Raw genomic sequence first — 14,681 nt, 5'->3', positions numbered from 1 at the left:
AATGGCTAAACTAAAATGGGGTATGATTGGCGGCGGTGAAGGCAGTCAGATTGGGCCAGCGCATCGTTTGGGCGCCCAGGCCGACGGATTGTTCGAATTCACCGCAGCCGCCTTGGATCACCGACCCGAACAGGGCCGGGAATATGCACAGCGACTGGGCGTAGCCGCCGACCGGGCCTATGGCGACTGGCGCGAAATGCTGGAAGCCGAAAGTAAACGGGAAGACCGGATCGATCTGGTGACCGTCGCCACTCCGAATGCGACCCACTTTGAAATCGCCAAGGCGTTTCTCGAGGCCGGATTCAATGTGCTATGCGAAAAGCCTATGACCATGACCGTGGACGAGGGTGAAGAAATCGTCCGCGTGGCCGAGGCTTCGGGCAAAATTTGCGCAGTAAACTACTGCTATTCTGCCTACCCAATGGTACGCCTTGCCCGCGCGATGGTGCGCGAAGGTGAGATTGGCAAAGTTCGGCTGGTTGTCACGAATTTCAGCCACGGCCACCACGGGGATGCAACGGATGCGGATAACCCGCGCGTCCGCTGGCGCTATGATCCGGCAATGGCTGGGGTTTCCGGGCAGTTTGCCGATTGCGGCATTCACGCCATGCACATGGCCAGCTTCATCTGCGACGATCATGTCAAATCGCTGTCTGCGGATTTTGCGTCAACCATCCCCAGCAGAGAGTTGGAAGATGACGCGATGGTCAATTTCCGCATGGTCGGCGGGACGGTTGGCCGTCTATGGACATCTTCAGTTGCAATCGGTCGCCAGCACGGATTCGACATTCAGGTTTTTGGTGAAACCGGCGGCGTGCGATGGATGTCCGAGCAGCCAAATCAGCTGATCTACACACCTGTTGGTGGACGCACCCAGATCATTGAAAAAGGTGAGGGCGGTCTGCACGAAGAAGCGCAGCGGCTGTCGCGTGTTGCGATTGCGCATCCTGAAGGTTTCCCTCTGGCCGTGGCCAACATCTATTGCGATCTGGCTGACGCCATCCGAGGGGAAGATCGGGATGGACTGCCGGGGGCAGAAGATGGTGTGCGCTCGATGGCCGCGGTGCACGCGGCGGTGGAATCCGCCAAAGGGGATGGCGTCTGGACGGATGCCCGCCCGCCAATGTTCCGCTAATTCCGGACGGGGCGCAACGTGCCCCGATCCACCACGGAACAGGGAAAAATCCGGGCTTCGGGATAACGGTCGGGTTCATTCAGCATGGCCACTGTTAATTCGATGGAAGAGTTCACGATTTGCCTGATCGGTTGATGGATGGTGGTGAGATTGATGTTCTCCCACCCGGCCATTTCCATGTCGTTCAGCCCGATAATGCCGATGTCGTCAGGGCAGGAATACCCGCTGTCACGCACTGCAGATAACACCCCAATCGACAGTACGTCGTCGCCGCAGAAATAAGCTTCCGCGGGTGTGCCAGCCAGCAATCGCAACATCTCTTTCCGCCCGGCATTAAAGGAATAAGCTTCGGCAAAGGAGTGGGATGACTGGATTTCGGGGTGGTTTTCGAGCTCTGCCATGAAGCCCTTGAAGCGGTCTTGGGTCGACGTCGCCATCTCGGGGCCACCCAGGAAGGCCACCCGTTGATACCCTCTGCTTATAAGCTCTCGCGCAGCCATACGTCCGCACTCAACGTTGTCGATCCCGACCACGTGCACCTGCGGGGCAGAGGAAGACCGGCCGAATGAATGAACAACCGGCATCCGAGCGTCTCGGAACGCTTTGGCAAACGCAGGAGGCAAGGTTGATGAGGCCACAACAACTCCGTCCACCGAATACTGGCGTAACATCCGGACCGAATTCTCTGGATCGGTTTCATCTGTCAGATTGACCAGCAACGGACGCAGACCTCGATCCTGAAGTCCACGCGTGAACAGATCGAACACTTCCAGAAAAATCGGGTTGTGAAAGTTGTTCGAGATCAGGCCAATCAGTTTCGTTCGCCCTGTGGTCAGGGACGATGCCAGAGCGTTCGGGCTGTACCCGAGTTCGCGAGCTGCCTTTTCAACCTTGCGCCGCATCCTGTCCGAGACAGAGGCGCCATCGGTAAAGGTCCGCGAGACAGCCGACCGGGAAACCCCGGCGCGCGCTGCAACCTCTTTTAGCGTAACGGCCATAGTTACCGATCCCCTTTCGACTTTCGTCGCCTTGTAGGCTCTTTTTAGAACGTCCTGCGCGTTTGTGCATTGTCTATCGGGTTGCTTCATTTTGCAACCGGTTGCAAGAATTGGCAAGATGTGCTTTAACTTGAGTCGGAGGAGCGGTTTTTTGAACCGCCCCGTCGCCACAAACGGTGAAACTGGGAGGAAATCATGACATCACTGATGAAGAAACTGGCGTTGGCAGCGACCGTGGCCGCCGCTCCGCTGATTGCTGCAAGCGCAGCCGTCGCGGAAGGTGAGAAATACGTTCTGGTCAGCCATGCGCCCGACAGCGACAGCTGGTGGAATACAATCAAGAACGGCATCGCATTGGCAGGCGATCAGATGGGGGTTGAGGTTGAATATCGAAACCCGCCAACCGGTGACATTGCCGATATGGCGCGGATCATCGAACAGGCTGCTGCATCGGGTCCTAACGGCATCATTACGACTTTGGCCGATTACGACGTTCTGAAAGGACCAATTTCGGATGCGGTCGCGTCTGGCATCGATGTCATCATTATGAACACCGGTTCCGGTGATCAAGCCCGCGAGGTCGGCGCGCTGATGTATGTCGGCCAGCCGGAATACGATGCCGGGTACGCTGCAGGTCAGCGGGCCAAGGGTGACGGTGTCGGGTCGTTCCTGTGCGTGAACCACTCGATTCAACAGCCGACGCTTGCAGATCGTTGCCAGGGTTTCGCTGATGGTCTGGGTGTCGAGCTCGGCAATTCAATGCTGGACAGCGGTGCAGACCCGGCGGAAGTCAAAAACAAAGTCTTGGCTTACCTGTCTGCCAATCCTGAAACGGATGCGATTCTGACACTCGGCCCTGTATCGGCTGATCCGACTATTTTGGCGCTGGAAGAAAACGGCATGGCCGGCGACATTTACTTTGGCACGTTCGACCTGGGCGAAGAAATCGTCAAAGGCATCAAAGGTGGCGTGATAAACTGGGGAATTGACCAGCAACCCTTCCTGCAAGCCTACCTGCCGGTCGTGATCATGACAAACTATCATCGCTATGGCGTTCTGCCAGGCAACAACATCAACTCGGGTCCGGGCTTCGTTACAGCGGATGGCTTGACTCTGGTTGAAAAATTCGCCGGCGAATATCGCTGATTAAACAAGAAGAAGGCGGCTGGACGGGATCTTGCCGCCCTTTTTTTCAACTCCGAAAGAATACGAGGTCTGATAATGTCCGGATCTACTCAACAATCCGCGACAGTCGATGAACGTATTAAACAGCGTTCCCGATTCCGCGAAGCCCTGATCCGCCCCGAGCTAGGGGGGATCGTCGGCACCATCGTTGTTTTTGCCATGTTCCTGCTCTTTGCATCGGACTCAGGCATGTTCAACGCGCAAGGTGTCCTGAACTGGAGCCAGGTTTCCGCGCAGTTCATGATCATTGCCGTAGGTGCCTGCCTGCTGATGATCGCGGGTGAGTTTGACCTGTCCGTCGGTTCGATGATTGGCTTTGCCGGAATGATGATCGCGATATTCTCGGTCACGTTGGGCTGGCCTGTCTGGATAGCGATCATCGTAACCTTTGCGCTGTGCACTGCGATCGGCGCAATCAACGGGTTCATCGTAATTCGAACCGGGTTGCCTAGCTTCATCGTGACGCTGGCATCGCTTTTCATACTGCGGGGCTTTACGATTTACCTGCCGCAAACCATCGAGCGCAAAACCATCATCGGCGGTGTTAAAGATGCAGCCGAAGGAGATTGGCTCGCTTCAGTCTTTGGCGGCAAAATTTTGACCGGGTTCTTCCAGTGGCTGGGCGATATCGGTATCATCGATACGTTTGAACGCGGGACGCGTGAAGGACAGCCGGTAGTCGACGGCATACCGATGCTGATTGTTTGGGCGATTGTGTTGGTGATCTTTGGTCACGTCCTGTTGACCAAAACCAAATTCGGGAACTGGATTTTTGCCTCAGGTGGTGACGCAGAGGCCGCGCGGAACTCGGGTGTGCCGGTCAGCAGCGTCAAGATCAAGATGTTCATGTTTACAGCATTCTGCGCTTGTATCTTCGCCACTTGCCAGGTGATGGAATTCGGCTCGGCCGGTGCGGACCGTGGTCTGCTTAAGGAATTTGAAGCCATCATCGCGGTTGTTATCGGCGGCGCGTTGTTGACTGGCGGGTACGGGTCCGTCCTGGGCGCGGCGTTGGGAGCGTTGATTTTTGGTGTCGTCCAGCAGGGCCTTTTCTTTGCAGGGGTGGAAAGTTCGTTGTTCCGGGTGTTCTTGGGGCTAATCCTGCTCTTTGCCGTTGTCCTGAATACTTATATCCGCCGCATGATCACTGGAGAGCGCTGATATGACCGAAGATACCAAATTCCATCATGGTGATCCGGCTGCTAGCACCCCGATCATCGAAATGAAGGACATAGAAAAGCACTTTGGCGCAGTTATCGCGCTGGCCGGGGTGTCGGTGAATGTCTATCCAGGCGAATGCCATTGTTTGCTGGGCGATAACGGTGCGGGCAAATCGACATTCATCAAGACAATGTCTGGTGTGCACCAGCCAACGAAGGGAGAAATCCTGTTCGAAGGCAAGCCAATGCACTTCGACAACCCGCGTGATGCAATCTCTGCAGGGATTGCGACGGTGCACCAGCACTTGGCCATGATCCCGCTGATGTCGGTCAGCCGCAACTTCTTCATGGGGAATGAACCCTTGCGGAAGGTCGGGCCGCTGAATTTCTTTGACCATGAGTATGCCAATCAGGTGACCATGGAAGAAATGCGTAAGATGGGTATCAACCTACGCGGACCGGACCAGGCCGTTGGTACTTTGTCGGGCGGTGAACGCCAGACCGTGGCGATTGCACGGGCGGTGCATTTTGGTGCCAAGGTTTTGATTCTCGACGAACCGACCTCGGCTTTGGGTGTGCGCCAAACGGCGAATGTGCTGGCTACGATCGACAAAGTTCGCAAGCAGGGGATCGGCGTCGTGTTCATCACCCACAACGTCCGCCATGCCCTGGCCGTTGGTGACAGGTTCACCGTATTGAACCGCGGTAAGACGCTCGGCACAGCGCAGCGCGGGCAGATTACGCCAGAAGAGCTTCAGGACCTGATGGCCGGCGGGCAGGAGATGGTCGAACTGGAGGGCAGTCTGGGCGGTACAGTCTGAGTGGACGTTTGGGGTCTGAGATAGAGCCGGTCAAATACACGATTGGCTCTTTCTTAGTTCCGACTAATCTTCAGCGTGTCAGCCTCATTCTGATAACGGACAGCGCTGCGTAGTCTTGCTCTCACCCTGTCAGTGGCCGGTCACTTTCTTGTACAGTGCGGATTTATAACCCACCAAGATACCCAGCACACCGACCAGCCATCCAGTCAGCCTGGCAATCTGAATGTACCGGTGGCTGGGTTGAAAGGGCAGCAGAACAACGGCTCCGAGTAACGCCAAAAAGCGAAACGGAGCACCTAGAAAACCAACCAGAGCGCTTACGGGGGCTCTGCTCATTTTACGCCTCAAGTGCGCGTTCGACTGATCCCGGCCACGGGCGACCTGATACCAGAATGACAGCCTTTCGGGCGGGATCGTCTCATAAACAAACGCGTCGGTGACCCAACCGACCGGCAATCCGGCAGCAACTGTTTCTGCATAGAATTTCGCGTCGGTCCCGCCGGTCATCCGCATCTTCTCATCAAACCAGATGCCGAATTCGCTAAAGAGACGGGTTTCACCCAGCCAGTTGTTCGTCACGATGGTAACGCCACCTGTCGCATCCAGCGTGGCGCGTTTTGCGGCGGCTCTTTCTTTTCCCATGTAACGGTTGTCGATGTTTTGAAGCATCAATCGCTGCAGCGTGGTCTCGCGCCCTGTCGGAGCAGCGGCGCGGAGTGGGGCGCCAAGAAGGACGGCAGAGCTGTTTCGGTACCCATCAACCAGTTTTTCAAGCCAGTCTTGGGCCACAACTTCGTCATCATCGACAAAACACAGCAAGTCCGCAGATTCCGCTATAGCTTCGCGTGCAGCCCTGTTACGGCCAAAGGGAATTCCAGGCTCAGTTTCAAGGACGTAGTCCAGGGGAATACCGTTGGGTAGTTTTTCGCCCCAGGCTTGCGCAACGGATTCACTGCGGGCAACCGAGTCGTTTTCGACGACCAGACATCGTACGATGGTATCCTGTGGAACGACCATCTCCGCCCAGCTTTTGATCAAAGCGTCCAGCATTTCCGGGCGCCGCCTGGTCAATGTTGCCACAGTGATACGGAGTAGAGCAGTCCGACGATCCATAAATGCTGATACAATCATATTCGATCCATTGGCAAGCGACGCCACTTGATTAAGTGCTTTCGATGAACATATGAGGCATCCGTTCGATTATGAAAAATGTTCTACGCCACCTCCGGCAAATGTGAACGTTTTTGGTTACCCGACTGTTAACTAACAACGCATGTGGATGTCTCAAGTATTGATGTCAAAGAAATTGACTAAGGACTACTCTGAACCTGAAAGATGCTACTCCTTCCAAACTATGAGGCTGGATCACTACACCCAAAATTGGGGCGAGCTTACCCTGAGATGCGGTTGCATTTCCGTCAAGCGTAGGGTCAAAGTCTTCTGAAATCGTAAGAACGCGGCGATCAGAGTGCCTACCTGCCGCCTCAAGTAGTACGAGGCGAAAGGCAAAAAACAGTTGGTTCGTAGCAAACGAGCCAAATCTGGTCTCGTTTCGTCGTGACTCTAACAACTGCAGGACCTTGTTTTGCGAAAGATCAAACTGAAATTCCTGGACAAGAAGAACGAGTCGCTTTTGTGGCGGCTGGTTAGTGAAAACGCGCGCGCGCAGGCTGTGCCCTACATCATTGCAATTACTGCAATGGTTTTCGTGGCAGCCACGACGGCATCGATTGCATGGATCATGCGCGACGTCGTGGATACCCTGTTCGAAGCCGATAACTCCTCTCAAGTGTGGGGTGTTTCGCTGGCAGTGTTCGTGATTTTCCTTGTCAAAGGCGTGGCCACCTACGTTCAAGTCGTATCACTGACGCGGGCTGGGAACCGGATCGTTGCTCAGCAGCAAATCAAACTTTACGACAAACTGCTGCGTCAGGGAGTGTCCTTTTTCAACCTGACCGAAAGCTCGGACCTACTGACGAGGGTAACGCAATCGGCGCAAGCCGCTCGTAAAGTCGTCGAACTGATCGTCACAACGGCTGTTCGGGACACTTTGACCTTGATTGGCTTGCTTGCGGTTATGTTCTACCAGCAGCCCTTTTTGTCTTTGTTCACGCTGGTGATCGGACCAGTGGCAATGCTTGGTGTCCGAGCGCTTTTGCGGCGAGTTCGAGAAATCGCTGACAAGGAGATGCAATCGTTGTCGGCGATCATGAAGGTGATACAGGAAACCTCGGCCGGTATTCGCGTTATCAAATCGTTCGGGCTGGACGAACGTATGGCGAAACAAATGTATGACTCGGTGAAAAGCGTCGAAAAACGACGCAATAAACTGGCGCGATTGCAGGCGGCTACCAGCCCTTTGATGGATATTCTGGCTGGTTTTGCTATTGCGGCGGTCATCGGTTTGAGCGCCGCGAATATTTTCGGGTCTAAAGGATCAACACCCGGCGAACTGTTGTCTTTCGTGACGGCTTTGATGATGGCCTATGAACCAGCCAAACGGCTGTCCCGTATTCGTGTCGGATTGGAAATCGGGTTGCAGCGCGTGAAGTTGATGTTTGACCTGCTCGACCAACCGGAAACGCTGGTTGAGGACGATAAACCAAAGAGCTTGCCCGCCGGGCCGGGCAAATTGGTTTTCGATGACGTCACCTTTGGATACAGCCCGTCGGATCCAATCCTAAACCATCTCACCCTCACCTTCGAGGCCGGTCAGACCACAGCGCTTGTGGGCCTTTCCGGTAGCGGTAAGTCGACCATTCTGAACCTGGCATTGCGTCTTTATGATCCGCAAAGCGGCAGTGTTTCGATCGATGGACAAGACATCAAATACGCATCGTTCGAGACGCTTCGCAAAAGCATGTCCTTTGTCGGTCAGGAGACGTTTTTGTTTTCGGCTTCGATCGCCGACAATATTCGATTGGGCCGAGAAAACGCCTCGCACGAAGAGGTGATCGAGGCGGCAAAGGCAGCTAACGCGTACGAGTTCATCATGAAATTGGACGATGGTTTCGACACGCTGGTGGGCGAGAACGGTGCGTTCCTGTCCGGCGGCCAAAAACAACGCCTTGCAATCGCACGCGCATTGCTGCGCGACAGTCCGATCCTGTTGCTGGACGAACCAACCAGCGCGCTGGATTCCAAGTCTGAACACCTTGTTCAGGAAGCATTGCATCGCCTGACCAAAGATCGCACAACAGTCATCGTGGCACACCGGCTTTCAACAATACTACATGCCGACAAGATTGTGGTCGTCGAAGCCGGTGAAATTGCTGAGCAAGGCAACGCAAACCAACTGCTCGATCATGATGGCCCGTTCCGCAGTCTTTACGACCACCAATACTCAAACGCCGCGAAAACGTCAGAAGGATCGGTCGAGCAAGGATAAAAGAAGCTGAAGCGCCTTTTTGGCCGAAATCCAAAACACCCTTTCCCGACTTCGACCTGGAGCCAACGCAGATTAAAATGGACGCATCCGTAATCATTCCAACCTATCAAAGCTGGGACGACTTGCAGAGTTGCCTCGACTGCTTGGCGGGGCAAACAATCAGTCCGCAACGGTTCGAAATCCTGGTGGTCAACAACGATCCGGATGGCGCTGTTCCTCAGTCGCTGCGCATGCCGTCAAACGCTCGGGTTTTGTCGGAAGCAAAGCCCGGCTCATACGCGGCACGCAATCGAGGTATTAAAGAGGCAAAGGCGGATCTGCTGTTCTTTACCGATGCAGATTGTCGACCCGCGCCAGAGTACTTGGAAAACGGGATAATGGTAGCTCGGGAAAACCCGGATGTCGGGCGGTTCGGTGGTGACGTAGTTCTTTTTCCGAACGGAGATAACTGGACCGCAACCGAGCTTTTTGACCGGCATCTAGGGTTGGAGCAAAAGAAATGGGTCACGCGGGGGCGGGCGGTTACGGCCAACCTTGTCGTACGGCGCAGCATCCTTGACCGGGTCGGGCTTTTTAACGATGCCGTGCTTTCCGGCGGAGACATGGAGTGGAACGACCGAGCGACCAAGGCTGGCGAACCCATATTGTTCGCCGAAAACGTCATCGTCGGGCATCCAGCGCGCAAAAGCCTGAGCGAGCATACAACCAAAGCCCGCCGTATCGAGGGCGCGCGCCTGAGACGTAATGCCAAACGGGGCGTCCTGAACTACATTCCGCCGGTTCACAAATTTGTACCATCGTTCAAAACTTTGTTTGAGCTCCTGAAAAATCCGGATTTGAGTTTCGGGCAAGCGATGGGAATTTGGGGTGTCCATTACTCCATCAGGGTGGCAAAGATAACTGAAACAATTCGCTTGCTTTGGTTGCGTCAACCGGACCAACGTAAGTAGATCAGCACCGTTTTACTCTTTGAGGTCAGGGTTTTGACGTGGCGGTGGATGACGCACGTCTCGGTCGTCACGGTCTTTCCGTGATCAACCAAACCCAATCGGATTTGCCGTGCTGAGCGTCAGCCTGGGTATTGCCAGTCCCCAGATGCTCCGATGAGATTTGGCCGCACAATTCTGACAGCCTGCCCTTTTTGCGTACTACAGACAGTGCATACTCTGCCCAACGAAATAGATTGGCAGGATCCCGAATGAACCTTTCCCCGTGTTCACGTTGCCCGCTTACCGACTCCGCTGGAGCCAATGGAACGCTGCTTAGAAAAGCTTGGTATCGAGTTGTGGAATTAACGACGATTGCACTGGCGTGTCTACCGGCTGGAACAAGACGCGTAAGTTGGAGTTCTTGATGGGCATGGATCTACCGCAGGGCGCAAATATGGTCATGACTCAGGGCGCAACGCAGTCGAACCACGCGTGCCAGGGGGCACAACGTTTATGTCGTTCCTGACGGTGGGTCGAACCCGACCAGGGCCTTGGGTACGTGAATTGTGCTATGGAACTCTTGGGGCAGGCGAACGACGAGGGGATTCTGGTCGACCGGATCGTTCACGCGACAGGCTCGTCGGGTACTCAGGCCGGGCTGGTGACCGGATTGTGCGCAATGAACGCTCAGATTCCAGTGTTGGGTATTGGAACCCGCGCGCCGCAGCCCAAGCAAGAGCAGATGGTCTATGACCTTGCCTGCAAAACGGCAGAGAAGTTGGGATGTCCGGACGTCGTCAAGCGTGAGGATGTGGTGGCCAACACGGACTATGTCGGAGAGGGGTATGGGCGGCCCACGGAAAGCGGGATTGAAGCCATCCGCCTGTTTGCCGAGCTTGAGGGAATCCTGTTGGAACCGGTCTATTCCGCCAAAGGGGGCAGCCGGTTTGATCGATCTGGCGCGCAAAGGTGACTTTGCCGGCGAGCGTGTGGTTTTTCTGCATGCCGGCGGCTCGGTTCGCTTGTTCGGATATGATTTCGCCTTCGACAATACTGATCGTTGGGTCGAAATCTAAGATGTGTTGCCGATTGCCACGAGATTGGCGGTGACCCGGAATGTGGTGGTAATACTGGGCGGTACGGGGCCTGAGGCGACCGTTTTGCTACAGCAAAGGGTCTTGCAGATCATCGATGCGCGGGATGATGCAGATCATCTGCCACTGCTTATCGACATGAACCCTCAGGTTCCGTCTCGGATTGCGCATCTGATCGACGGAACCGGCCCGTCGCCTGCGCCGGTTCTCATCGAAATGGCCCTACGTCTGCAAAAGGCAGGGGCCACGGCATTGGCGATGCCCTGCAATACCGCACACCACTATCCGCCGCAGATAACGGACCGAATTAAGGTACCCTTTCTGGATATGATCGAGCTTTCAGTCGCGCGTGTATCGCGGAGCCTGCCAAAGGGTAGTCTTGTGGGTTTTCTGGCGTCGCCCGCAATTCAGAAGGCGGGTGTGTTTGATGGTCCGCTAAAACGGCATGGCCTGATACCGATCTGGCCAGAGCAGTCGGAACAGCTGCTATTCGCAATCAAGGACATCAAGGCCAGCGGACCGCCCGATAGGTCTGTTAATACTCTGTCCAGCGCTGCATCCGACTTGGTATCGGCAGGTGCAACGCATCTGACTGTCGCGTGTTCCGAGTTTTCTCTGCTTGCCGAGACTCTGGTGGCGGCCGTGCCTGTCACCGACACGGTTGATGTTTTGGCTGAGGCAATTCGCGACCATTCTGTCGTATGACTTTTGGATGAAGTGACGGTAAGCGCCTTGGATGCACATCGATCACACCACGGTGTCGCGCTGCTCCTTTTTCCCCATCGAGACCAGCAGCGGATCATTGGCCTGACGGGCTTGAAATGCCGCTTTGTCTTCCATCGTATCCCAGTCGCACAGGATCAGGCTCTGCGCTACGGCTCCGCCCAGCGTGGTTCCCGGGCCGGTCACGATGAACAGGTCTGGGGCAAATTCGCGGGCGGCCTGTGCGACGGCACGCGAGAAGTCATAGGTTTCAGTCACTTGGTGGCCCAGCGTGTAATCCCAGAGCGCCTCCAAATTACAAGCACCCGGCCACCATATCTGGCCGCGCCCATCTATCATAGGCAGGTCAGGTTGCTGGAACAGGTCTGTTGTCAGCCGAGCGCGCCCTTCTGCCGCGACCGGGGCTTGAAGATGCGAATGGAATCCAGCGTGGTTGGCCAATCGCATGGGGAACCGTTCTTGCACTACAGGTACAGCCTTTTCAAACGCGGACAAGCCTGCTTCGTCCCCGGCCAGCACCAGCATCCCGCCCAGATCAATCGATAGGGTCAGGGTCGCGTCGTTGTCGTTAATGCCATCTACAAGTACCAGCAGTTCAGACTTGCGTGCTGGGTCCGGTCGCCAATCAGCATCCATAAACGGATAAATCAACTGTCCGCCAATCAGGCGCTCTTGCATCAATGTGCCCATGGTGTTGACCACCTCGAACCCGGCTTCAGCAGACAAGGCCCCGCCGCAAGCCAGAGCCGAATACCACCCCATAGAGTTTCCTGTCACGGCCACCACTTCGAACCGTTCTCGGTCGACAGCGCGAAAATCCCCCAGCGTGGCCGCATAGATTAGGGCCGACGCATTGTCGCCACGCGTATGTTTGGCGATGGAGTAGCGCGCCGCCCCATCCAGATCACTCAGGCTTTCCTGACCCTGTGCACATCGCATCTCATCGAAGTGGGTCAGAAGGGCCCTATCCGTGAAATGCCGCCCCAAGGTGCCAAGCTCGGGTTTGTTATATGTTCCCCGGCCCGGGCAAATGACGACTGCTGTCTTTTTGGTGGTGCTCATTTGCCGACCTCCAACAGGGATCGCGCAGCAGCTGCGATGCTGTCTTTTGATGGCATTGTCGCTGCATAGGCTGGTCCGGTGGCGATAAAGCTGTCCTCGGCGGTGATACGGGCCAGCGGAACATCGGTAGCTTCGTGGAAATGCGCCATCAGGGCTTCGGCGACGCCACCGTGATGGCGGGTCTCATCCACGATCAGGATATGCTTGGCCCCGCTCACGGCTTTTGTCAGGGCCTCTTTGGGCAGAGGGGATAACCAGCGCATGTCGACAATCCGCGTTTTGATGCCCTCGGTCTCGAGTGCGCGCCGCGCCTGATGGCTGAGGTAGACGCCGTTGCCAAAAGTAACGATGGCCAGATCGTCGCCGTCGCTGTCCACGCCAATCTCGCCGAATTCGATCCGTTCAGAGGGGGCGGGATAAGTCCCCATCCAGCCATTATCACCGGCTTCGTGAAGGTCGCGCATCGGGTAGAGCGCGATGGGTTCAAGGAATACCACAAGCCGCTGTTCCTCGCGCGCCAGTCGCACGCATTCGCGAAGCATCCGCGCGGCGTCGGCTCCGCTTGAAGGGCAGGCGAGGATCAGGCCTGGGATGTCGCGGAGAACAGCAACAGAGTTGTCATTATGAAAGTGCCCGCCAAAGCCTTTTTGATAGCCCAGACCGGCAATGCGCACGACCATTGGATTGGTGTACTGCCCATTCGAGAAGAAAGGCAGGGTGGCGGCCTCGCCGCGCAGTTGATCCTCGGCATTGTGCAGGTACGCAAGGAACTGGATTTCCGGCATCGGAGTGAACCCGTTCTGCGCCATGCCGATGGCTAGTCCCAGAATCGACTGCTCATCCAGCAGCGTATCGATCATACGGTCGGCGCCAAATCGCGCCTGAAGTTTTTGCGTCACGCCATAGACGCCGCCTTTGCGGCCCACATCCTCTCCCATCATAACGATCTCGGGATGTTCCAGCATCAGATCTGTCAGGGCCCAGTTGATCAGCCGCGACATGATCTGTGGCTCAGAATGGGCCTTGAGGTCCCCGCCAAAGACTTCACCCCGCCGCTCGGGCACCGGCCCGTTGGTCGGTGCACAGGGACGCGCAGGTGGGATCAGACTTGCCATCACATCCTTGGCGGTTTGCAGGCGCGGCCGGGTCACGGCCTGTTTGGCCACACGCGCCACTCGGGCGCAAGTGTCGTTGTAGACGGTCAGTGCTTCGCGCGGTTGCATGGCCCCGGATTGTTCTAGCAGTCGAACAGAATGTAGCAGGGGATCATTGGCTTCTTCCGCCTCGACTTCAGCCTTGTGCATGTAAGTGGTCGGCATGTCTGCTCCGGCGTGACCGTAAAGACGTACGGTACGAACATGCAGGAACGCCGGTTTCTTACGGTTGCGCACATAAGCAGCGGCCTCCTGAGCGACGCGGAAGGTTTCAAATATGTCCAACCCGTTGCATGTGAAATACTTCAGCCCCCGTCGGTTTGAAAATGTGGCGGCGATCCAGCCCGAGGGCGTCTTGGTGGAGATGCCAATCCCATTGTCTTCGCAACAAAACAACAGCGGTAGTGGAACGGATTGATAGGATGTCCACTGCGCGGTGTTGAATGCCCCCTGTGCGGTTGAATGGTTGGCCGAGGCATCGCCGAACGAGCAGTAGACGATGGCGTCTTCAGGCATGTCTGCATGCTCGGGTCGGTGACGGCGCGCCGCACCGATCGCATAAGCCGCCCCAACCGCCTTTGGCAGATGACTGGCGATGGTGGAAGTCTGCGGCGGAATACACAGCTCCTTAGACCCCAGTACCTTGTGCCGTCCCCCGCTGATCGGGTCGTCTGCGGACGAGGCAAAGGACAACAGGATGTCCCAGGTTGGGCTCTGGCCCGGCACCTGGTCGGCGCGGGCAATCTGAAACGCCGCATCGCGATAATGTAAAAAGGCCGGATCGGTTGGGCGCAGGGCCGCCGCGACGGCAGCCATTCCCTCATGCCCGGAAGACCCGATTGTGTAGAAGCCTTGCCCGGCTTTTTGCATGTCGCGACTTTGCCGGTCGAGTGCCCGGCTGAGGCATTGTGCGCGATAGAGCGCTACCGCCTGTGGCCCGTTAAGTGGGCCCGCGGGAGAAGCACCCGCAGGAAAATCCCGTGCCGCGACCCGACGCAGGAAATTGTCGTGAACGATGGTGGCGCGATCCAT

At 56.2% G+C, this 14,681-nt stretch carries 11 protein-coding genes and 1 pseudogene; 8 read left to right on the top strand and 4 right to left on the bottom strand.

Annotation, left to right across the window (positions count from 1 at the left end):
- Position 1 precedes the first annotated feature (1 nt).
- Positions 2 to 1,135, top strand: coding sequence for a Gfo/Idh/MocA family protein (locus AC2TCY_RS17435; RefSeq protein WP_480849263.1), 1,134 nt, complete (start codon positions 2 to 4; stop codon positions 1,133 to 1,135).
- Here AC2TCY_RS17435 and AC2TCY_RS17430 read toward each other — a convergent pair.
- Positions 1,132 to 2,133: a LacI family DNA-binding transcriptional regulator gene (locus tag AC2TCY_RS17430; protein ID WP_480849261.1), complete on the bottom strand. Its 1,002-nt coding sequence runs from the start codon at positions 2,131 to 2,133 to the stop codon at positions 1,132 to 1,134. The two genes, AC2TCY_RS17435 and AC2TCY_RS17430, sit on opposite strands and share 4 nt — an antisense overlap.
- 195 nt (positions 2,134 to 2,328) lie before the next feature.
- Here AC2TCY_RS17430 and AC2TCY_RS17425 point away from each other — a divergent pair, with 195 nt between their 5' ends.
- From AC2TCY_RS17425 to AC2TCY_RS17415, 3 genes are all read left to right on the top strand, one after another.
- The gene (locus tag AC2TCY_RS17425; protein WP_480849260.1) at positions 2,329 to 3,279 is read left to right on the top strand and encodes a sugar ABC transporter substrate-binding protein; all 951 of its coding nucleotides are present in this window, start codon (positions 2,329 to 2,331) and stop codon (positions 3,277 to 3,279) included.
- Between the two features lie 75 nt (positions 3,280 to 3,354).
- Positions 3,355 to 4,479: an ABC transporter permease gene (locus tag AC2TCY_RS17420; RefSeq protein WP_480849258.1), complete on the top strand. Its 1,125-nt coding sequence runs from the start codon at positions 3,355 to 3,357 to the stop codon at positions 4,477 to 4,479.
- A gap of 1 nt (position 4,480) precedes the next feature.
- Positions 4,481 to 5,299 carry an ATP-binding cassette domain-containing protein gene (locus tag AC2TCY_RS17415; protein ID WP_480849257.1) on the top strand — a complete coding sequence of 273 codons (819 nt, stop codon included), beginning with the start codon at positions 4,481 to 4,483 and terminating at the stop codon, positions 5,297 to 5,299.
- A 129-nt stretch (positions 5,300 to 5,428) separates the two neighbouring features.
- On the opposite strand, the gene AC2TCY_RS17410 is transcribed toward AC2TCY_RS17415, so the two are convergent.
- Positions 5,429 to 6,412: a glycosyltransferase gene (locus tag AC2TCY_RS17410; protein ID WP_480849327.1), complete on the bottom strand. Its 984-nt coding sequence runs from the start codon at positions 6,410 to 6,412 to the stop codon at positions 5,429 to 5,431.
- Positions 6,413 to 6,884: 472 nt separating this feature from the next.
- On the opposite strand from AC2TCY_RS17410, the gene AC2TCY_RS17405 reads away from it, so the two are divergent.
- The 4 genes and pseudogenes from AC2TCY_RS17405 to cuyB all read left to right on the top strand — a co-directional run bounded on the left by AC2TCY_RS17405 (position 6,885) and on the right by cuyB (position 11,415).
- The gene (locus tag AC2TCY_RS17405; RefSeq protein WP_480849255.1) at positions 6,885 to 8,687 is read left to right on the top strand and encodes an ABC transporter ATP-binding protein; all 1,803 of its coding nucleotides are present in this window, start codon (positions 6,885 to 6,887) and stop codon (positions 8,685 to 8,687) included.
- Positions 8,688 to 8,764: 77 nt separating this feature from the next.
- Positions 8,765 to 9,637, top strand: a complete 873-nt coding sequence (locus tag AC2TCY_RS17400) for a glycosyltransferase family 2 protein (protein ID WP_480849254.1) — start codon at positions 8,765 to 8,767, stop codon at positions 9,635 to 9,637.
- Positions 9,638 to 9,937: 300 nt separating this feature from the next.
- Positions 9,938 to 10,692: pseudogene (locus tag AC2TCY_RS17395) on the top strand (pyridoxal-phosphate dependent enzyme).
- A gap of 30 nt (positions 10,693 to 10,722) precedes the next feature.
- The gene (cuyB, locus tag AC2TCY_RS17390) at positions 10,723 to 11,415 is read left to right on the top strand and encodes a cysteate racemase (protein ID WP_480849252.1); all 693 of its coding nucleotides are present in this window, start codon (positions 10,723 to 10,725) and stop codon (positions 11,413 to 11,415) included.
- A 42-nt stretch (positions 11,416 to 11,457) separates the two neighbouring features.
- On the opposite strand, the gene AC2TCY_RS17385 is transcribed toward cuyB, so the two are convergent.
- Positions 11,458 to 12,495, bottom strand: coding sequence for an ACP S-malonyltransferase (locus AC2TCY_RS17385; RefSeq protein ID WP_480849251.1), 1,038 nt, complete (start codon positions 12,493 to 12,495; stop codon positions 11,458 to 11,460).
- Positions 12,492 to 14,681 carry a dehydrogenase E1 component subunit alpha/beta gene (locus tag AC2TCY_RS17380; protein ID WP_480849249.1) on the bottom strand — a complete coding sequence of 730 codons (2,190 nt, stop codon included), beginning with the start codon at positions 14,679 to 14,681 and terminating at the stop codon, positions 12,492 to 12,494. The genes AC2TCY_RS17385 and AC2TCY_RS17380 overlap by 4 nt, the downstream gene beginning before the upstream one ends.

Source organism: Ruegeria sp. HKCCD7181 (genome assembly GCF_057221055.1).
The sequence above is the reverse complement of the archived record's forward strand: the minus strand, read 5'-3'. Positions and strand labels throughout refer to the sequence as shown.